Consider the following 19,391-nt stretch of genomic DNA (forward strand, 5'->3'; position numbering starts at 1 on the left):
TCAATGAATCCGCGTTTCTCGCTTCCATGCCGATACTGACAGCGCTGCCGGCCGACCGGACCTTCGATCTCTGCGTAGTCGGCGCCGGCCCGGTCGGACTCACGCTGGCGCTGGAAGCAGCGACGCACGGCCTGCAGGTGCTGCTGCTGGAGTCCGGCGGCGCCGAGCACAATCCGGCGACGCAGGCATGGTCGCACGCCACCGTACTCGACCGGCAGGCTCACGCGCCGATGGAACTGGCGTCGAACCGCGCGCTGGGCGGCAGTTCCTGGCTGTGGGGCGGACGCTGCGTGCCGTTCGAGGCGATCGACTTCGAAGCGCGCAAGTATGTGCCGCACTCGGGATGGCCATTCACACTGGACGAGGTGCTGCCGTGGTACGGCAAGGCCGCCGACTACCTCGACTGCGGCACCGCGCAATTCCGCCAGCCTCCACAGCACTGGCCTGAAATGAGTGAAGTCGAACTGTCGCAACTGGAGCGCTGGGCGCGCCAGCCGAAGCTGGTGGGCAAGCTCGGCCCGCGCGTGCTGGCCTCGCCTGACATCAACATCCTGTTCGACGCCACCGTCACGGGCATCGCCTTCGACGACGACGAGCGCTCGGTCAAGTCGCTGCAGGCGCGTCACCGGAATGTCGCTATCGTTCCGCAGGCGCGGCACTACGTACTGGCCGGCGGCGGGCTTGAAACCACACGCCTGCTGCTGTCGGTGCAACAGGGACATCCGGCCCTGTTCGGCGGCATCGGCGGGCCGCTCGGCCGCTACTACATGGGCCACATCTTCGGCAGCATCGCCAGCCTGACGTTGACGCAGCCGGGCGATTTCGCCGACCTCGATTTTTCGGCCGACGACACCGGTGCATACGTACGCCGCCGCTTCACGATATCGGAACAGGCGCAGCGCCGGCATCACGTGCTGAACACCTCGTTCTTCGCGGACAATCCGCCGTTCCACGACGAGCGCCATCGCAATCCGACGCTGTCGCTGGTGTTCCTCGGGCTGTCGATCCCAGCCATCGGCCGCCGCATGATTTCGGAAGCGATCCGCCTGCGTCATGTCGGACCGCCACCATATCGCTATGGCGCGCATCTGCTCAACGTACTGCGCCGTCCCTGGCAAGCCGCGGCCGACGTGCTGACCATTCTGCGCCTGCGCTATGCCTCTGCGGTGCGCAAGCCGGGTTTCGTGCTGCGCAATCAGGGCGGTACTTATGCGCTCAACTACCACGCCGAGCAGATTCCCAATCCGGACAGCCGCGTGATGCTGAACCAGGAGCGCGACGCCCACGGCATGCCGCGCCTGACCATCGATTTCCGCTATCTCAGGGACGATGCCGAATCGGCGCTCAAGGCGCACGAAATCCTCGACCGGCAACTGCGCGCCGCCGGCAAAGGCACGGTCGAATACCATCGTTCGCCGGATCAGCGCATCGGCCATATCCTGGAACAGGCCACCGATGGTTTCCACCAGGTCGGCACCACGCGCATGCATGACGATCCGCAATTTGGCGTGGTGGATCGCCATTGCCAGGTGCATGGCGTCGCCAATCTGCACATTGCTTCGAGCAGCGTTTTCCCGACCACCGGCGAAGCCAATCCGACCTTCCTCGCGGTAGCGCTGGCGGCCAGGCTGGCGGATCGGCTTGCGCAGCGCCTGAGCGCACCTGTCGCGGCAGATGCCGCCACGCCGACGCGTGCTCCCTACGCCGCCCACACTCCCCTTTCATTCCAACCCGGATCCCCGCGCATGCAAACCATCCGTATCCCCGGCACTTCGCTGGACGTCAGCCGGCTGTCGTTCGGCACCGCCAGCTTGCATCACCTGTTCAAGGGCCCGCAGCGGCAGGCGCTGCTGAGGGCGGCGCTCGACGCCGGCTTCACGCACTTCGACACGTCGCCGTATTACGGCTTCGGCCTGGCGGAAAAATCGCTCGGCGAATTGCCCGCGGCTGAATTGCAGCGCATCACCATCGCCAGCAAGGTCGGTCTGTACGGACCGAACGGCGCCGGCCCCGGCATCCCCGAAATCCTGCTGCGCAAAGTCGCCGGCAAGGCCTTGCCGACCCTGAACAAACCGGTGGTCGACTGGAGCGTCGCACGCGCGCAAAAGAGCCTCGACGACAGCTTGCGACGCCTGCGCCGCGATTGGCTGGACGTGCTGTTCCTGCACGAGCCGGTGCAGGCGCTGATCGCCGCCGAGGAATGGCAACGCTGGCTGGAGTCGCAGGTGCAAGCCGGCAAGATCCGCCACTTCGGCATCGCCGGCGAAGCGCCGATGATCGCCGCCATGCTGCAAGCCGCACCGTCGCTGGCGCCGGTCGTGCAGGTGCGCGACAGCCTGGACAAACGCCAGGCTGACGTCCTCGCGCAGCATCAGCGCGCATTGCAATTCACGTATGGATATCTGGCGGGAGGCGCGCAGCCGGGAAGCGACGGTGCGGACGTATTGCGTCAAGCGCTGCAACGCAATCCGGGCGGCTCCATCCTGGTGTCGACGCGGCGCGTGGAGCGCGTGGCCGAGCTGGCGCGCGCGGGGTTGTAATTCAGCGGGATTGCCGGCCGGTATCCGATACCAGGTATTGCGCATCGCTGCCGTAGCTGGCGATCTTCTTCGCCAATGCCGCGTCGACGCGTGCGAACGAGATGAAACTATGCCGCCGCCAGTACGCCGCCGAGTTATTGACCGCCATCAATGCGGCGCAGGCAAATCCCTGAGCGAAGGCCAACTCCCTGAGGTATCCGACCAGCGCGCCGCCGAGACCGGACTGGCGCGTCGCCTCGGTCAATGCGACGTCGTGCAGGTACAGGCAATCAGCCTGCGGCGGCAATTCCCCCAATAAGGAATCCAGCGCCGGTGGCTGCCCCAGCACGGCCGGATGGGCGATGGCGTAACCGAGCACGGTCCCGTTCGCATCGGCGGCGATCAGGCAGCCCGCCGCAAACAGGCGCAACCGCTCGACGAACACCGCAGGCGATTCCGGATAGTCCGGATGCACTTCTGCGGCAATCGCCGTCACAGCAGGCAAATCGCTTTCCTGCATGGCGCGCCAGGCGACGCCGTTACGAACGCCGTGGTTCATGTTCTGCTCACGTTCCGTTTTTGTCATGTCATCCATACGCCAGAAGCAAAAAAAGCCGCCGTTGCCGGCAGCTTCTTGTCGTGCATCATCGCCGCAGCGGCGTGGACCGGATCAGGTGCGCGGACTCAGCAATTGCAGGATGCCGCTGAGCTCGGCGCGCATGGCTTCGATTTCTTCGGCGCCTATCGAGATCTCGATGTCTTCGGCGATCTCCTGCTGGTCTTCATGCAAGTGACCGTCGAGCTTGTTGCGGGCGCCGCTGATGGTGAAGCCTTGCTCGTACAGCAGTTCGCGGATACGGCGGATCAGCAGCACTTCATGATGCTGGTAATAGCGGCGATTGCCGCGCCGCTTGACCGGCTTGAGCTGGGTGAATTCCTGCTCCCAGTAGCGCAGTACGTGCGGCTTGACGCCGCACAGTTCGCTGACTTCACCGATAGTGAAATAGCGTTTGGCGGGAATCGGCGGCAATACGATCACCGCAGGTTTATTGACGCGTTCGTTCATGGAATGGGTACGTTACACAGCAAGGGCGAGAGGCTGGCCGCTCGATACCTCGACCATTTCCTTGAGCTTCTGGCTGGCGTGGAAAGTGACGACGCGACGCGCAGTAATCGGAATCTCTTCGCCCGTCTTGGGATTGCGACCGGGGCGCTGCGGCTTGTCGCGCAACTGGAAATTACCGAATCCAGAGAGCTTGACCGCTTCGCCGCGTTCGAGCGCATTGCGAATTTCGTCGAAGAAAGTTTCAACCATGTCCTTCGCTTCGCGCTTGTTGAGACCAACTTGCTCGAACAAAAGTTCGGCAAGTTCTGCCTTGGTCAGCGTCGGGAGATTTTTTTCCGCCTGCGAGCGCACCTCGGATTCGAGTACGGCGCGTTGCAGGTCGGCATCCAGCACAGATTGAAATTCGCTTGAATTCACGTTGTTCATGACGGGTGAGTCGCCTCTTACCGATTTATAAATTGTTATGCACGCAATCTGGCGGCAAGCTTACCCGTCGCAGCGGCTACGATAGCGGCCATTGCAGCGTCAACTGTGTCGTCCTGGAGTGTGTTTTGAGTATCTTGCAAGGTGAATCGGAAAGCAAGACTTTTTTCGTCATTTTCCAGACCCTTTCCTTGATATTCATCAAATAAAACAAAGGCTTGGATGATTCGGCAGACAGCGTTGTCCTGCTGTTCAGCAGCGAAAATATCACGCAATTCCTGGACCTGAACCGCTTGTTTGACGACCAGTGCGAGGTCGCGCGTGACCGCCGGGAATTTGGAGATTTCCACGTAAGCGGGCACATCACGCTGCTGCAGCGCAGCCGCATCGACTTCGAACACGACCGGCGCCAGCGGCAGGTCGTATTTCTGTTGCAGGCGCGGATGCAGTTCACCGATCAGGCCGATGTCCTTGCCGTCCAGCATGACCTGGGCCGAGCGTCCCGGATGCAGCGACGGATGATCGACACGCGCAAAACGCAAGGCGCGCGGCGCGAACAAGGCTTCCAGATCCGCTTTGACGTCGAAGAAATCGACATTACGTGCATCCTGGCCCCATTGCTCGTCAGCCACCGGGCCGTAGGCCAGGCCGGCGACGCGCTTCGGTTGACGATAGCCGGCCACTTCCAGCGGACCGTCCTGGACTTGCGCATCGCGATGGAACACCGCACCGATTTCGAACACGCGCACGCGGTTGGCCTTGCGGTTGATGTTGTAACGCACGTTGGCGACCAGGCTGGCGATCAGCGAGGAGCGCATCACGTTCATCTGGCTGGCAATCGGATTGAGCAGCTTGATCGGCGCCTGGTTGCCGGCGAAGTCGGCTTCCCATGCGCTGTCGACGAAGCTGAAATTGACCACTTCCTGATAATCGAGATCAGCCAGCAGATGACGGATGGCGAACAACGAGCGGATGTTTTCCGGCGCGATCTTCATTTCGCTGGCGGCCACCGGCGGCAAGGCCGGGATGTTTTCAAAGCCGTACACGCGCGCGATTTCTTCGATCAGGTCTTCTTCGATTTCGATGTCGAAGCGGAACGACGGCGGCGTGACCGCAAACAGGCCCGGCTCTTGCGTGAATTGCAGGCCGAGGCGGGTGAAGATATTGGCGATCATGTCGTCGGTGATGGCCACGCCGATCACCTTGGTGGCGCGCGCAGTGCGCACCTTGACCGGTTCGCGTTTGGGGAGGTTGACGATCTGGTCGTCGACCGCTGCGACCTTGGTGTCGGGCATGCCGCAGATTTCGACCAGCAAGGCGGTGATGCGCTCGATATGTTCGACCACGGTGGCGAAGTCGACGCCGCGCTCGAAGCGATGCGCTGCATCGGTCGAGAAGTTATAGCGGCGTGCACGGCCCTGGATCGCTTGCGGGAACCAGAACGCGGCTTCCAGGTAGATATTGGTGGTGTCGAGCGAGACCGAGGTGGCGTCGCCGCCCATGATGCCGGCCAGCGATTCGAGCTCCTTGTCGTCGGCGATCACGCCGACCCATTCGTCGACTTCAACGGTGTTGCCGTTGAGGAGCTTGATCTGCTCGCCCTTCTTGCCCCAGCGCACGTCAAGGCTGCCGTGGATTTTGTCCAGGTCGAACACGTGCGACGGACGGCCCAGTTCCAGCATGACGTAGTTGGAAATATCCACCAGCGCGGAGATCGGACGCTGGCCGCTGCGCTCAAGGCGCTGCTTCATCCATTGCGGGGTCGCCGCCCTGGCGTTCAGGCCACGGATCACGCGACCGGCAAAACGACCGCACAGGTCCGGCGCAGAAATTTTGACCGGCAGTTTTTCGTCGAGGTTGACGGCGACGGTCTGGAACGTCGGTTGCTTCAGCGGCGTATCGGTCAGGGCCGACACTTCGCGCGCCACGCCGAGCACGGACAGGCAATCGGCCTTGTTCGGCGTCAGCTTGATGGTGAACTTGAGGTCGTTAAGCAGGAAGTAATCGCGGAAATTCTGGCCGACCGGCGCATCGTCCGGCAACTCGAGCAAGCCGCCGTGATCTTCCGACAGCTTCAATTCGCGCGCGGAGCACAGCATGCCTTGCGACTCGACGCCGCGCAGCTGGCCGACCTTGATCTCGAACGGCTTGCCGTCGGCACCCGGAGGCAGCACGGCGCCGGCCATCGCGCAAGGCACTTTCATGCCGACGCGCACGTTCGGCGCGCCGCAGACGATGTTGAGGATGGTGCCGGTCTTGACGTCCACCTGGCAGACGTTCAGGCGATCGGCGTTGGGGTGCTTGGCGACTTCCAGCACTTCGCCGACGACCACGTTGGAGAACGGCGGCGCGACCGCTTCGACTTCTTCCACTTCCAGGCCCGACATCGTCAGCATGTGCGACAACTCATCCGAAGTCATCTTCGGATTGACCATGGTGCGCAACCAGTTTTCAGAGAATTGCATGATTCCAACCTTCAGCTATGATCCGGAAATCCGGACAGTCCACACAGTTCGCAGAGCGGCGCGAATGCGTTCGCACCTGCCCTGCATCACATTGTTCAATTGAATCGCGTTAGTTGAATTGCGTTAATTGAATTGTTTCAAGAAACGCAAATCGCCTTCGTAGAACAGGCGCAGGTCGTTGATGCCATAGCGCAGCATCGTCAGGCGCTCCAGGCCGGAGCCGAACGCGAAGCCGATGTATTGTTCGGGATCGAGACCCATGTTGCGCACCACGCTCGGATGCACCTGGCCGGCGCCGGACACTTCAAGCCAGCGGCCCTTCAGCGGACCGCTGCCGAAGGCGATGTCGATTTCCGCCGACGGTTCGGTGAACGGGAAATACGAGGGGCGGAAGCGCACCTGCAGATCGTCGGTTTCGAAGAAGGCCTTGACGAAATTGAGGTAGACGCCCTTGAGGTCGGCGAAGCTGATATCTTCGGCGATCCACAGGCCTTCGACCTGGTGGAACATCGGCGAATGGGTTGCATCGCTGTCGACGCGATAGGTACGGCCCGGCGCAATGACCTTGATCGGCGGCTTGTTCATGCGCGCATAACGCACCTGCATCGGACTGGTGTGCGTGCGCAGCAGCAGCGGTTTGCCCTGGGTGTCGTTGCCTTCGATGTAGAAGGTGTCCTGCATCGAACGCGCGGGGTGGTTTTCCGGGCTGTTCAGGGCGGAGAAATTGGTCCAGTCGGTTTCGATTTCCGGACCGTCGGCGACGTCGAAGCCGATCGAGCGGAAGATTTCTTCAACCCGTTCCCACGAACGCATCACCGGATGAATGCCGCCCTTGCCACGGCCGCGGCCCGGCAAGGTGACATCGATCGCTTCGGCGTTCAGGCGTTCCTGCATCTGCGCGTTGGCGAGAGCGTCACGGCGCGCGGTCAGCGCGTTCTCGATCTGCTCCTTGGCGGCATTGATGACGGCGCCCTGCACTTTGCGCTCTTCCGGCGCCAGCTTGCCCAGGCCCTTCATCTGCTCGGTAATCTGTCCGGTCTTGCCGAGATACTTGGCTTTGGCGTTTTCCAGGGCGGCGGCGTCAGGTGCGCCGGCGAAATCGGCCTGGGCCTGTGCAACGAGTTGTTCTAGGGGATTCATGCGGTAAGTCTCGCTCCATTCAGATGGAAATCTGAGTAATCCAAAAGCCGTTCGGCCTTGACGACGAAGTCGAAAAAATGAAATCGGAATGAAAACAGCTGCTTCAAATTGCAACTGAGTGCGATCTGAAACGGACTGCCTGAAACGACTACGGGGCATAGGTATTTCACCTCTGCCCCGCAGGATTTTTGCAGCGCCGCCCGGTACCGGACGACGGCTGCATCAACACGGCCAATTACTTAGCGATGTTGGCCTTCACCTGATTGACAATCGCAGCGAACGCTGGCTTGTCAGTCACTGCCATATCGGCCAGAACCTTGCGGTCCAGTTCGATCGAAGCACGCTTCAGGCCGTTCATGAACACGCTGTATGTCACGCCATGCTCACGAGCAGCAGCGTTGATACGGGCGATCCACAGGGCACGGAAAACGCGCTTCTTGTTGCGGCGGTCACGATATGCGTATTGGCCGGCGCGCATGACTGCTTGCTTGGCGATACGATAGACGGTGCTGCGGCGACCACGGTAACCCTTGGCTTGCGCCAGGACTTTTTTATGACGGGCACGTGCTGTTACCCCACGTTTAACTCTAGGCATAGTAGCTCCTTAGTGTGAGGTTAAGCGAACGGCAGCATTGCGCGAACCGACGACAGGTTAGTCTCGTGGACTCCCACTGCGCCGCGCAATTGACGTTTGTTCTTGGTGGTCTTTTTGGTCAGGATGTGACGTTTGAACGCTTGACCGCGTTTAACGGTACCGCCTGGACGGACGCGGAAGCGCTTTTTGGCGCTGCTTTTCGTCTTCATTTTTGGCATGACACTATCTGTCCTTTTCGGACAGCTCCATTTTTTGATGATTGCAGGTGGCAACAATGCGTTGCTCTTGGATGCCTGCTCTCACTTATTGGCAGCAGTTTTCACTGCTGCTTTTGCGGGAAACAAAACGACTGCCTCCCGACAAAATCTTCGGCTTCGCTACAGCTATCGCTTGCTGGACCGGAATACGCATCGCAATGACTTGTCCTGCGATGCGCGAAGAAGCATGGCTGCTTCTTCGTACTTGTTTCTGCTTACTTCTTCTTTTTAGGCGCCAGGACCATGATCATCTGGCGTCCTTCCATCTTCGGAAACTGCTCGACCTGGCCAAACGGCTCCAGATCGACCTTCAGGCGCTCCAACACGCGCATGCCGATTTCCTGGTGAGCCATTTCACGGCCGCGGAAACGCAGCGTGATCTTGGTCTTGTCACCCTCTTCCAGGAACTTGGTCAGGTTACGCACCTTGATGTTGTAATCGCCGTCATCCGTGCCAGGGCGGAATTTGACTTCCTTGACCTGGATGACTTTCTGCTTCAGCTTGGCTTCATGAGCTTTCTTCTGCTCCTGATATTTGAACTTGCCATAATCCATGAGGCGCGCGACAGGGGGTTGTGCGGTCGGTGCGATTTCCACCAGATCCACATTAGCCTCTTCCGCCAGACGGAAAGCTTCAGCCAAATTGACGATGCCAAGCGGCTCGTTATTGACCCCGGATAAACGCAATTCCGGTGCAGTAATTTCACCGTTGATGCGATGCGACTTGTCAGTAGCTATTGCAGTTTCCTTTTAACGTCCAATAAATTAAGCCGTGCTCTTGCGCTGGAAGGAGCTTTGCTCCTTTAGGCTTTGGTTTCCACCTCGGTTCTGAGGCGTTCCACCAAGACGTCGATAGGCATGACACCCAGATCGACATTGCCCCGCGCACGCACGGCCACTGTATTTGTATCGCGCTCTTTATCGCCGACCACCAGAATATAGGGCGGCTTCTGTAAAGAATGCTGCCGTATTTTATAGGTAATCTTCTCGTTACGCAAATCGGTCACCACTCTAAACCCTTGTTTTTTCAGCGTTTGAGCAACGTTTTTGACGTATTCGGCTTGCGCATCGGAAATATTCAGGATCACGACTTGCTCGGGAGCAAGCCACAACGGCATGGCGCCGGCGTGGTTTTCGATCAGAATCGCGATGAAACGCTCCAGCGAACCGACAATCGCACGGTGCAGCATGACCGGGACCTTGCGGTCGTTGTCTTCCGTGACATATTCCGCTCCCAGGCGCGCCGGCATCGAGAAATCGACCTGCATGGTGCCGCACTGCCAGGAACGGCCGATCGAATCCTTCAGGTGATATTCGATCTTCGGACCGTAGAACGCGCCTTCGCCCGGCAACTCTTCCCATTCGGTGCCGGAAGCGCGGATCGCTTCACGCAGAGCATTTTCCGCCTTGTCCCAGACCGCTTCTTCGCCGATGCGCTTTTCCGGACGCAGCGCCAGCTTCACGGCGACGTCGGTAAAGCCGAAATTGTCGTAGACCTCGCGCACCACCTTGTTGAAGGCGGCGACTTCGTCCTGGATCTGGTCTTCGGTACAGAAGATGTGACCGTCATCCTGGGTAAAGCCGCGCACGCGCATCATGCCGTGCAGCGCGCCGGAAGGCTCGTTGCGGTGGCATTGGCCGAACTCGCCGTAACGCAGCGGCAGGTCGCGATAGCTGTGCAGGCCGGAATTGTAGATCTGGATATGGCCCGGGCAATTCATCGGCTTCAATGCATAGGCGCGGTTTTCCGACTCGGTCGTGAACATGTTTTCACGGTAGTTTTCCCAATGGCCGGTCTTTTCCCACAGCGAGCGGTCGAGGATTTGCGGCGCCTTGACTTCCTGGTAGCCGCTGTCCTGATACACGCGACGCATGTATTGCTCGACCTGCTGCCAGATCGACCAGCCCTTCGGATGCCAGAAAATCAGGCCCGGCGCTTCGTCCTGGAAGTGGAAGAAGTCCAGCGCGCGTCCCAGCTTGCGGTGGTCGCGCTTTTCGGCTTCTTCCAGCATGTGCAGGTAGCTTTCCTGATCTTCCTTCTTGGCCCAGGCAGTGCCGTAGACACGCTGCAGCATCTCGTTGTTGGAGTCGCCGCGCCAGTAGGCGCCGGCCAGCTTCATCAGCTTGAAGACCTTCAGCTTGCCGGTGGACGGCACGTGCGGACCGCGGCACAAGTCGGTGAAGCCGCCTTCGGTATAGAGCGAGACATCCTGATCCTGCGGGATGGATTCGATGATCTCGGCCTTGTAGGCCTCGCCGATGGATTTGAAGTAGGCCACCGCTTCGTCGCGCGGCAACACCTTGCGGGTGACCGGCTCGTCCTTCTTGGCCAGCTCGGCCATTTTCTTTTCGATCGCGGCCAGGTCTTCCGGCGTAAACGGACGCTTGTAGGCGAAGTCGTAATAGAAGCCGTTGTCGATCACCGGACCGATGGTCACCTGTGCGTCGGGGAACAGCTCTTTCACCGCATACGCCAACAAGTGGGCGGTCGAGTGACGGATCACCTCCAGGCCGTCCGCATCCTTGTCGGTAACGATGGCCAGATCGGAATCCTTTTCGATCAGGAAAGATGTGTCGACCAGCTTGCCGTCGACCTTGCCGGCCAGCGCCGCTTTGGCCAGGCCGGCGCCGATGTTGGCGGCGACTTGCGCCACGGTGACGGGTGCATCGAATTGACGTTGCGAACCATCGGGGAGACGTACTGAAACCATTTTGAACTCCATCCCGGCATATTTTGCCGAAGCTTGATTTATAGAATGCGGAAGAATACGGAAAATAAGGACGAAAAAAAACGCGGACCAGCCGCGCTTTTTCAGAAGACGAAAAAGAACCCGACTAGCGTCGCGTAGAGACCTTGGTGGTAGTTCGCGGTGTCATAACCGGTTTGCCTTTCTCGCTCTTACAGATGTTGGGGTGGTGCTGAACAGACATGGCGGAAAACAACCATGAAACAGGCGAGGATTATAGCAACAATCAAACAATGCCGCACCCATGCGTGGAAATACCGATACAAGAACAGCCTCCCGAAGCCCAGTCCTATCTGGAAAGTGGCCTCAAGAGGAACCTGCTCTTGTATCGGTACGATGAAACGGAGATGCGCGACCGGCTTGCCCGGATGCCGATACAAGAGAAGAATCCCGCCACCCAGTCCTATCTGGAAAGTGGTGGCGCGAAAGGTGAATCTGCTCTGGTATCGACACGGCAATCAAACAATCGGCAATGTACGGATGTGCACGCGCAATGCGGATACAAGAGGAGATTCCCGTCGCCCAGTCCTATCTGGAAAGTGGCGACGACGAAAGGTGAATCTGCTCTGGTATCGGCACGAACGCCGAAAACTGAACATGCGCAAGGAAGCCTCTTGTTAAAACTTGTGTATCGAGGAAGATTTACAAATGAATTGCTGCTACAGACATGACCGGAACCGGCCAAAAATGAAGAAGTAATGCGGAGTAACCTTCACCAGCTGACCGAACACTTTTTATTGATTTTCGGCCTGCCGCCCGGTTGTGAACCGAGGAACAGCAAACAATATAGCACAAAAAATGATTATGTCAAAGCCGCAGGCGCAAATAAACAACGCGCCTGCGGAAAACCAATGTCCTAAGCGTCCAGCGCCGCCGCCAGCACGCGCGCGACGTGGAGAGCCTCCCTCCCCGCGCCGTCGTGGATCTGATGACGGCAGCTGGTGCCGTCGGCCACCACGATCGCATCCGCCGCGGCCTTGCGCACCGCCGGCAATAAGGACAACTCCGCCATCGCCATCGATGCCGCGTAGTGCTCCTCTTCGTAGCCGAAGCTGCCGGCCATGCCGCAGCACGAGGACTCCACCACCGACACGTCCGCTTGCGGAATCCATTGCAGCACCATCGGCACCGGACGGAAGGCGTCAAAGGCCTTTTGATGGCAATGCCCGTGCAACACGATCTTGTTGGACGGCAAGGGCTTCAGATCGAGCTTCAGCTTGCCGGCCTTGTGTTCCTGCACCAGGAACTCTTCAAACAGGAAAGCCGACTGCGCCAGCTGCTTCGCCTCTTCGCCATAACCGTAATTGAGGAACTCGTCGCGCAAGGACAGCAGGCAGGACGGCTCCAGCCCGACCACGGCCACGCCCTTGCGCACGTAGGGCATCAGCGCATCAAGCGTGCGGCGCGCTTCGGCCTTGGCCTGATCGACCAGCCCGGCGGCCAGATACGTGCGGCCGCAACACAGGGGACGCTGGCCCGGCAAGGTATTGAAATGCACCCGGTAACCGGCAGCCTCCAGCACCTGCTGTGCCGCGCGGGCATTCTCCGGCTCCATATTGTTGTTGAAGGTGTCGACGAAAAGCAGGACTTCCTTGCCTGTCTGCGTCATCGGCGAACTGCGCACATTGCCCAGGAACGATTTGCGGAAACGCGGCAGCGAGCGTTGCGGCGCCAGCCCCAGCAAGCCCTTCACCCAGCCGGAAATCACCGGAATCCTTTCCGCCAGCGCCAATGCGCCACCGACGCTGCCCGCATAAGATGCGTAAGCCGGCATGTAGGCGATCAGCTTGTCGCGCAGACTGGTGCCGTTCCTGGCCGCCCATGCAGAGCGCGCTTCGATCTTGACCTTGGCCATGTCGACACCGGTCGGGCAATCGCGCTTGCAGCCCTTGCAGGAGACGCACAGGTCCAGCACTTCCCTGACCTCGGGACTGGCCAGCCCTTCGCTGCCGAGCTGGCCCGACAAGGCCAGCCGCAACGTGTTGGCGCGGCCGCGCGTGACGTGTTTTTCATCGTGCGTGACGCGATAGCTCGGGCACATGGTGCCGGCGTCGAACTTGCGGCAGTGGCCGTTGTTGTTGCACATCTCGACCAGCTTGGCGAGGCCGTCGCTGCGGTCGCCGCCGCTGCCCGGAGCGCTTTCCTTGCCGCTCAGCGGATCGCGCTTGACGTTCCATTGCGACCAGTCCAGCGCGGGACGGTAAGGCAGTTCGCGATAGCCGGGGGCAAAGCGGAAGTTGACCGCTTCGTCCATCTTCGGCGGCCGCACGATCTTGTCCGGATTGAAGCGGTTGTCCGGGTCGAACAAGTCCTTGATCTCGCTGAAGGCGGCGTTGAGTTTCGGTCCGTACTGCCACGCCACCCATTCGCCGCGGCACAAGCCGTCGCCATGTTCGCCCGAATAGGCGCCCTTGTATTTGCGCACCAGCACGGCGGCGGCTTCGGCGATCTCGCGCATGTCTTTGGCGCCGCCGCGCCGCATGTCGAGAATCGGCCGCACGTGCAGGGTGCCGACGCTGGCGTGCGCGTACCAGGTGCCTTCGGTGCCGTACTTGTGGAAGACTTCGGTCAACTGGCGCGTGTACTCGGCAAGATGCTCCAGCGGCACGGCGCAGTCTTCGATGAAGGATACCGGCTTGCCGTCACCCTTCATGCTCATCATGATGTTGAGGCCGGCTTTGCGCACATCCCACAGCGCCTTCTGCTCGCTGGCGACAGGCATATCGACCACCGAGCCGGGCAAGCCGAGGTCGCCCATCAGCTCGCTCAACAGCTTCAGTTTATCCAGCTGCCGGTCGAGATTCTCGCCGGCGAACTCCACCAGCAGGATCGCCTCCGGCCGGCCGACCAGCGCTTTCTCGATCACCGGCTTGAAGGCCGGATTGCTGATCGCCAGATCGATCATGGTACGGTCGACCAGCTCGACGGCGGTCGGCCCCAGCTTGACGATGTGCTGGGTCATGTCCATCGACTGATAAAAAGTCGGAAAGTTGACCACCCCGAGCACCTTGTGCGCCGGCAGCGGCATCAGCGCCAGCGTGATCTGGCGGCTATAAGCCAGCGTGCCTTCCGAACCGATCAGGATGTGCGCCAGGTTGGCGACACCGTCGTCGGTGTAGGCGCGCGGGTTCTGGCAATCGAAGATGTCGATGTTATAGCCGGCGACGCGGCGCAGGACCTTGGGAACGCGCTCGATGATTTCGCCGCGCTCGCGCTGCGCAATCGCTTGCAATCCGCGCACGATGTCGCCGATGCGGCCACTGCCGGGCATCTCCGGCAGACGGCCGAAACGGCCTTCGGCGCCGTCGGCCAGCACCGCATCGATGGCCAGCACGTTGTGCACCATGTTCCCGTATTCGATCGAACGCGAACCGCAGGAGTTGTTACCCGACATGCCGCCTATCGTGCATTGCGCCGCCGTCGACACATCGACCGGAAACCACAGCCCGTGCGGCTTGAGCCAGGCATTGAGATGATCGAGCACCATGCCCGGTTCAACCGTGATCGTGCGCGCGGCTGGATCGAAGTCGATCACCTGATTCAGATATTTGCTGTTGTCGACGACCAGCGCCTCGCCGACGGTCTGGCCGCACTGGCTGGTGCCCGCGCCCCGCGCCAGCACCGGCATGCGATGCTGGCGCGCGATGTCGAGCGCCAGCTTCAGGTCAGCCTGATCGCGCGGCACCACCACGCCCAGGGGCATGATCTGATAGATGGATGCATCGGTTGCGTAACGACCGCGATCGGCTTTGCCGAACATGACTTCGCCGCGCATCTCGCGCTGCAATTGCATGGCGAATGGCGTAGTGGCTGCAGTGTTCCGCCCGCTTGACGGAATCAGATGGATGGGCTTGACCAGCATGAAGTAGTCCTGTCAAAAAACGAAGATAAGATCCAGCTGAATTCGCTCAGCTCAATTCAAAATGAATCGGCGCCAGCTCCGGCGGCACGATCGCCATCGCCTGCCGTGCGTAGGCGTCGCTCAGCAGATGGCCGAGCTCTTCAGCTGCGAAGAGTAAAGTTGTCATGGCTACCTCGATGGAATGATGCGCGGGAATGCCGCCGGCTCGATTCGCCCGCACGGCATTCCCGCATTGATGCATTGATGCACGCCGATGCAATCAGGCGCGCGCCTTGATTGCCTGGCCGCCTGCATCCGGCGTGGTGTTTTCGAACTTGCTGTCAGGCTGCATGCGGAACGCCAGCAACACGCCAAAACCCATCAGCACCATGCTGCCGAGGAAAGGCAGTTCCCAGTTGCCGGTTTTATCGATCAGGTAGCCCGACAGCACGGGCGAAATGATCGCGGCCAGTGCCGAACCGGTATTCATCATGCCGCTGGCGGTGCCCGAATATTCCGGCGCGATATCCATCGGAATCGCCCACATCGGCCCGATCGTCATTTCAGCGAAGAAGAAACCTGCGCTCAGGCTGATGATCGATACATACAGGTTGTGAGTGAACATCAGCGGCAACAGCGACAGCAAGGTCAGCAGCATGCACACCGACACCATGTAGCTGCGGGCGCGCTTGAGGTTGCCGGTGCTTCTCAGGATCTTGTCGCTGACGATGCCGCCCAAGGTGTCGCCCACCACGCCGGCGAAGAACACGCTGGATGCGAACAGCGCCGATTTCTTGATGTCGAGGTCATAGCTGTGCAGGAAGTATTGCGGGATCCAGCTCAGGAACAGCCACAAGGTCCAGCCGTAGCAGAAGTAGACGATAGTGACCGGCATCATGCGCTTGAACAGCGGTCCCCATGGAATCTGCGGGCTCTTCTTTTTGCCGGGCGGCAGGATCGCCAGCTCTTCCGGCGTAATGCGCGGATGCCTGACCGGATCTTCCGTGAACACGAAGGCCCAGACGATCACCCACACCAGGCTGAACGCGCCGAAGATATAGAACGACTCGCGCCAGCCGTGTTCGGCCATGATCCACACCACCGCTGCCGGCGCCACCGCATTGCCGATGCGGGCGAACGCATGGGTGATGCCCTGGGCGAAACCGCGCTTGTCTTTTGCCACCCAGCGCGACATTGCCGTGGTCGCCGCCGGGAAAGTGGCGCCTTCGCCGAGACCGAGCAGCAGGCGCGCCAGCAGCAGCGAAATCAGGCCGCCCGCAAAACCGGTCAGCACCGTCGCCAGCGCCCACAGCAAGCCGCACCAGATCAGCGTGCGGCGCGCACCGAACTTGTCGCTGACCCAGCCGCCGATAATCTGAAATACCAGATAGGGATAGGCGAAGGCCGAAAAGACCAGACCGATTTCCGTCTTCGAGAGGTTGAATTCCTTGGCAAAACCGGCCGCGGCGGTGCTGACGTTGACGCGATCAAGGTAGGTGATGAAGTACATCATGCATAACATCAATAGCACGACCGTAGTCGCGCGCAAGCGCAGGTGTCTCATTGCTTTGTCTCCAGTATGGGTACCCCGGCGCGCCGTGAAACCTGTGGTTTCGATTCCTCTGCGGGTTGTTGCTGCGCCGGTCCTTCGTGATTGATCCACATTGCCGGCGCAGTCCTTGCATAAGGTCTGCGCCGGCGTTCTTTCCTCCGTTATTGCTTTTTCATTTGCCAAGTCGGGCGGATTCGCATGATCAGGCGACCTTCAGCGCCGGCTTGTTCTTCTTCGCGGTCAGGTTGTCCATCGCGGCTTGCACGCCGCTGCCGGCCAGCTTGACGCCCGCCAGCTTCAGTCCCATTTCGCAGCCGGCCAACGTCGCCATCAGCGTCAGGTCATTGGCTTCACCCAGATGGCCGATGCGGAACATGCCGCCCTTCATCTTGCCCAGGCCGGTGCCGAGGGACATGTTGAAGTTCTCGTAAATCACCTTGCGGATCGCATCCGCGTCGAAACCGGCCGGCGTCATCACGCCCGTCAGCACCGGCGAATACACGGCCGGATCGGCGCACTGGATCTCCAGGCCCCAGGCCGTGACAGCCTGGCGGCAGGCTTCTGCCAGGCGCTCATGGCGCGCGAAGACGTTGTCCAGGCCTTCGCCCAGGATCATCTCCAGCGCTTCATGCAAGCCGTACAGCAGATTGGTGTTGGGCGTGTACGGCCAATAACCGGTGGCATTCATCTCGATGATTTCATTCCAGCCCCAGAAAGCCTTCGGCAACCTGGAAGACTTGCTGGCTTCAATCGCTTTTTTCGACACGGCATTGAAGCTGATGCCGGGCGGCAGCATCAGACCCTTTTGCGAACCAGAGACGGTCACGTCCACGCCCCACTCGTCATGGCGATAATCCGCCGACGCCAGGCCGGAAATCGTATCCACCAGCAGCAGCGCCGGATGGCCGGCGGCATCGATGGCGCGGCGCACCGCAGCGATATCGGAGGTCACGCCGGTCGAGGTCTCGTTATGCACCACGCAGACGGCCTTGATCTGATGGCCGCTGTCCTTGCGCAGGCGCTCTTCGATCAGGTCGGCCTGCACGCCGCGGCGCCAGCCCTCGATGCCGGGCAGGCCGAGGAACTCAGGCTTCAGGCCGAGCGCTTCGGCCATCTTCTTCCACAGCGTGGCGAAGTGGCCGGTCTCGTACATCAGCACGGTGTCGCCTGCGCTGAGGGTGTTGGTCAGCGCAGCTTCCCAGGCGCCGGTGCCGGAGGCCGGATAGATGATGACCGGCTGCTCGGTCTTGAAAATCTTCTTAATGCCATCCAGCACCTGCCGGCCCAGCGCGCCGAATTCCGGGCCGCGATGGTCGATGGTGGGCAAGCTCATGGCGCGCAGGATGCGATCAGGCACAGGGCTGGGACCAGGAATTTGCAGGAAATGACGGCCGGCTGGATGAAAGTCGAGTTTTAACATTTATTTCTCCTTTGAAATTCGTCTTTTACTCATTTTTGTATTTTGAATGCAAAATACTTTATCAGTGAGATTCGGAGAGGTAAAGAATTATTTGGTCATTGCAGTCCTTACTCCCAGTACCGAGTGAGGCGGCGGTTTTGGCGGAAAACCGTGTATATATAACTACTTGAGATCAGAAGCAGGCGTCTTGCGGCAATATTTTTCATCCATACAACACCGGAAAGCTGGTATTTTTGCAATGAAGCGATGGATGCTAAAATAGCGTCAGGAAGTAAATTAAGGATTTTGAATGCAAAATTCAACCATTGAGCTAAACCAGACCGAGAAACCAAGCAGCCCCGCCGCCCTGCCGAAACTGGAGCGCCAGCGCCTGCACGACACCGTCGTGGAGCATCTGCGCAATCTGATCGTGGAAGCAGTGCTGATGCCGGGCACCAAACTGAACGAACGCGAACTGTGCGAGACGCTGGGCATTTCGCGTACGCCCTTGCGCGAAGCATTGAAGGTGTTGGCTGCCGAAGGCCTGATCGAAATCTCGCCCAACCGCGGCGCGTCGGTGTCGAAGATGACAGAGACCGAGATCTGGGAAACCTTCGAACTCATGAGCGGCCTGGAAGCCATGTCCGGCGAACTGGCATGCGAGCGCATCACGCCGGTGGAAGTCGCCGAGATCAAGGCGCTGCACTACGCCATGCTGGCCTGCAAGGCGCAGAACGACCTGCCCGGCTATTACAGCCGCAACCAGGCCATCCACAACAAGATCAACGAAGCCGCCCGCAACTCGGTGCTGCACCAGACCTATCTCGGCCTGAACCGCCGCCTGCAGGCGCTGCGCTTCAAGTCAAACTTCCGCCCGGAAAAATGGGACAGCGCTGCCCACGATCACGACGAGATGGTCAAGGCGCTGGAAGCGCGCGACGGCAAACGCCTGGCGGCGATCCTGCGCCAGCATCTGCTGGACAAGCGCGACGCCGTATTGAACGTGCCAGTGTCGCCCGGCACGGACGAACCCGTTGCGGGGAAAACGAATAATCAATAAAAACAGTTGTGAAGTTGTCGCTGAGAGCCATCGCTTGCGGTGGCTTTTTTTCGCGCCGGGGAAACTGAACGAGGAAGAAGAAGAAGAAGAAGAAGAAGAAGAAGAAGAAGAGAAATCCGGAAGACGAAAAGCAAAAATGGAAGCCGGGACTGCGCTTCCATTATTCATTTTGCTTTTGATGCTGTTTTTACGAAGCCTTGCCGCCTGCTTCGATACCAATATTCGACAACATCAAGAATATTGGTAGGCACGATTGGACTCGAACCAACGACCCCTACCATGTCAAGGTAGTGCTCTAACCAGCTGAGCTACGCGCCTAGTGAAGAAG

16 protein-coding genes and 1 tRNA gene are annotated in these 19,391 nt (G+C 60.0%); 4 read left to right on the plus strand and 13 right to left on the minus strand.

What is annotated here, in order from left to right; genetic code table 11:
• Nucleotides 1–26 precede the first annotated feature (26 nt).
• Nucleotides 27–2,540 carry an aldo/keto reductase gene (locus F506_RS22730; RefSeq protein ID WP_083457932.1) on the plus strand — a complete coding sequence of 838 codons (2,514 nt, stop codon included), beginning with the start codon at nucleotides 27–29 and terminating at the stop codon, nucleotides 2,538–2,540.
• A gap of 1 nt (nucleotide 2,541) precedes the next feature.
• Here F506_RS22730 and F506_RS15440 read toward each other — a convergent pair whose 3' ends face one another.
• The 9 genes from F506_RS15440 to thrS form a co-directional block, all read right to left on the minus strand.
• Nucleotides 2,542–3,105, minus strand: a complete 564-nt coding sequence (locus tag F506_RS15440; protein ID WP_235471170.1) for a GNAT family N-acetyltransferase — start codon at nucleotides 3,103–3,105, stop codon at nucleotides 2,542–2,544.
• 84 nt (nucleotides 3,106–3,189) lie between these two features.
• Nucleotides 3,190–3,585: a MerR family transcriptional regulator gene (locus tag F506_RS15445; RefSeq protein WP_053198853.1), complete on the minus strand. Its 396-nt coding sequence runs from the start codon at nucleotides 3,583–3,585 to the stop codon at nucleotides 3,190–3,192.
• 12 nt (nucleotides 3,586–3,597) lie between these two features.
• Complete coding sequence (locus F506_RS15450) at nucleotides 3,598–4,011, minus strand: integration host factor subunit alpha (RefSeq protein WP_050977690.1); 414 nt, start codon at nucleotides 4,009–4,011, stop codon at nucleotides 3,598–3,600.
• Nucleotides 4,012–4,046: 35 nt separating this feature from the next.
• A complete protein-coding gene (gene pheT / locus F506_RS15455) occupies nucleotides 4,047–6,473 on the minus strand; it encodes a phenylalanine--tRNA ligase subunit beta (RefSeq protein WP_053198855.1) in 2,427 nt (808 codons plus the stop codon).
• A 123-nt stretch (nucleotides 6,474–6,596) separates the two neighbouring features.
• A complete protein-coding gene (gene pheS, locus F506_RS15460; RefSeq protein ID WP_053198857.1) occupies nucleotides 6,597–7,613 on the minus strand; it encodes a phenylalanine--tRNA ligase subunit alpha in 1,017 nt (338 codons plus the stop codon).
• 235 nt (nucleotides 7,614–7,848) lie between these two features.
• Entirely contained in the window at nucleotides 7,849–8,208 is a 360-nt protein-coding gene (gene rplT / locus F506_RS15465) for a 50S ribosomal protein L20 (protein ID WP_007882754.1), read from the minus strand.
• 20 nt (nucleotides 8,209–8,228) lie between these two features.
• Nucleotides 8,229–8,426 carry a 50S ribosomal protein L35 gene (rpmI, locus tag F506_RS15470; RefSeq protein WP_053198860.1) on the minus strand — a complete coding sequence of 66 codons (198 nt, stop codon included), beginning with the start codon at nucleotides 8,424–8,426 and terminating at the stop codon, nucleotides 8,229–8,231.
• 254 nt (nucleotides 8,427–8,680) lie between these two features.
• Nucleotides 8,681–9,202: a translation initiation factor IF-3 gene (infC, locus tag F506_RS15475; RefSeq protein WP_083457935.1), complete on the minus strand. Its 522-nt coding sequence runs from the start codon at nucleotides 9,200–9,202 to the stop codon at nucleotides 8,681–8,683.
• 65 nt (nucleotides 9,203–9,267) lie between these two features.
• Nucleotides 9,268–11,175, minus strand: coding sequence for a threonine--tRNA ligase (gene thrS, locus F506_RS15480; protein ID WP_053201694.1), 1,908 nt, complete (start codon nucleotides 11,173–11,175; stop codon nucleotides 9,268–9,270).
• Between the two features lie 218 nt (nucleotides 11,176–11,393).
• On the opposite strand from thrS, the gene F506_RS23175 reads away from it, so the two are divergent.
• The gene (locus tag F506_RS23175; RefSeq protein WP_144424068.1) at nucleotides 11,394–11,882 is read left to right on the plus strand and encodes a hypothetical protein; all 489 of its coding nucleotides are present in this window, start codon (nucleotides 11,394–11,396) and stop codon (nucleotides 11,880–11,882) included.
• Between the two features lie 185 nt (nucleotides 11,883–12,067).
• Here the strand turns inward: F506_RS23175 and F506_RS15485 are convergent, their stop codons facing one another.
• The 3 genes from F506_RS15485 to F506_RS15500 form a co-directional block, all read right to left on the minus strand.
• The gene (locus tag F506_RS15485) at nucleotides 12,068–15,073 is read right to left on the minus strand and encodes an FAD-binding and (Fe-S)-binding domain-containing protein (RefSeq protein ID WP_053198862.1); all 3,006 of its coding nucleotides are present in this window, start codon (nucleotides 15,071–15,073) and stop codon (nucleotides 12,068–12,070) included.
• Between the two features lie 259 nt (nucleotides 15,074–15,332).
• A complete protein-coding gene (locus tag F506_RS15495) occupies nucleotides 15,333–16,616 on the minus strand; it encodes an MFS transporter (RefSeq protein WP_053198865.1) in 1,284 nt (427 codons plus the stop codon).
• A 190-nt stretch (nucleotides 16,617–16,806) separates the two neighbouring features.
• Nucleotides 16,807–18,024 (minus strand): pyridoxal-phosphate-dependent aminotransferase family protein, encoded by a 1,218-nt coding sequence (locus tag F506_RS15500; protein ID WP_053198867.1) that lies wholly within the window; start codon nucleotides 18,022–18,024, stop codon nucleotides 16,807–16,809.
• Nucleotides 18,025–18,313: 289 nt separating this feature from the next.
• On the opposite strand from F506_RS15500, the gene F506_RS15505 reads away from it, so the two are divergent.
• Nucleotides 18,314–19,063, plus strand: coding sequence for a GntR family transcriptional regulator (locus tag F506_RS15505; protein ID WP_053198869.1), 750 nt, complete (start codon nucleotides 18,314–18,316; stop codon nucleotides 19,061–19,063).
• 34 nt (nucleotides 19,064–19,097) lie between these two features.
• Nucleotides 19,098–19,310: a hypothetical protein gene (locus F506_RS23185; protein WP_144424069.1), complete on the plus strand. Its 213-nt coding sequence runs from the start codon at nucleotides 19,098–19,100 to the stop codon at nucleotides 19,308–19,310.
• Here F506_RS23185 and F506_RS15510 read toward each other — a convergent pair.
• Nucleotides 19,305–19,381: transfer RNA gene (locus F506_RS15510), tRNA-Val, on the minus strand. The two genes, F506_RS23185 and F506_RS15510, sit on opposite strands and share 6 nt — an antisense overlap.
• Nucleotides 19,382–19,391: the final 10 nt, after the last annotated feature.

This window comes from Herbaspirillum hiltneri N3, from assembly GCF_001267925.1.
GTDB lineage: Bacteria > Pseudomonadota > Gammaproteobacteria > Burkholderiales > Burkholderiaceae_D > Herbaspirillum > Herbaspirillum hiltneri.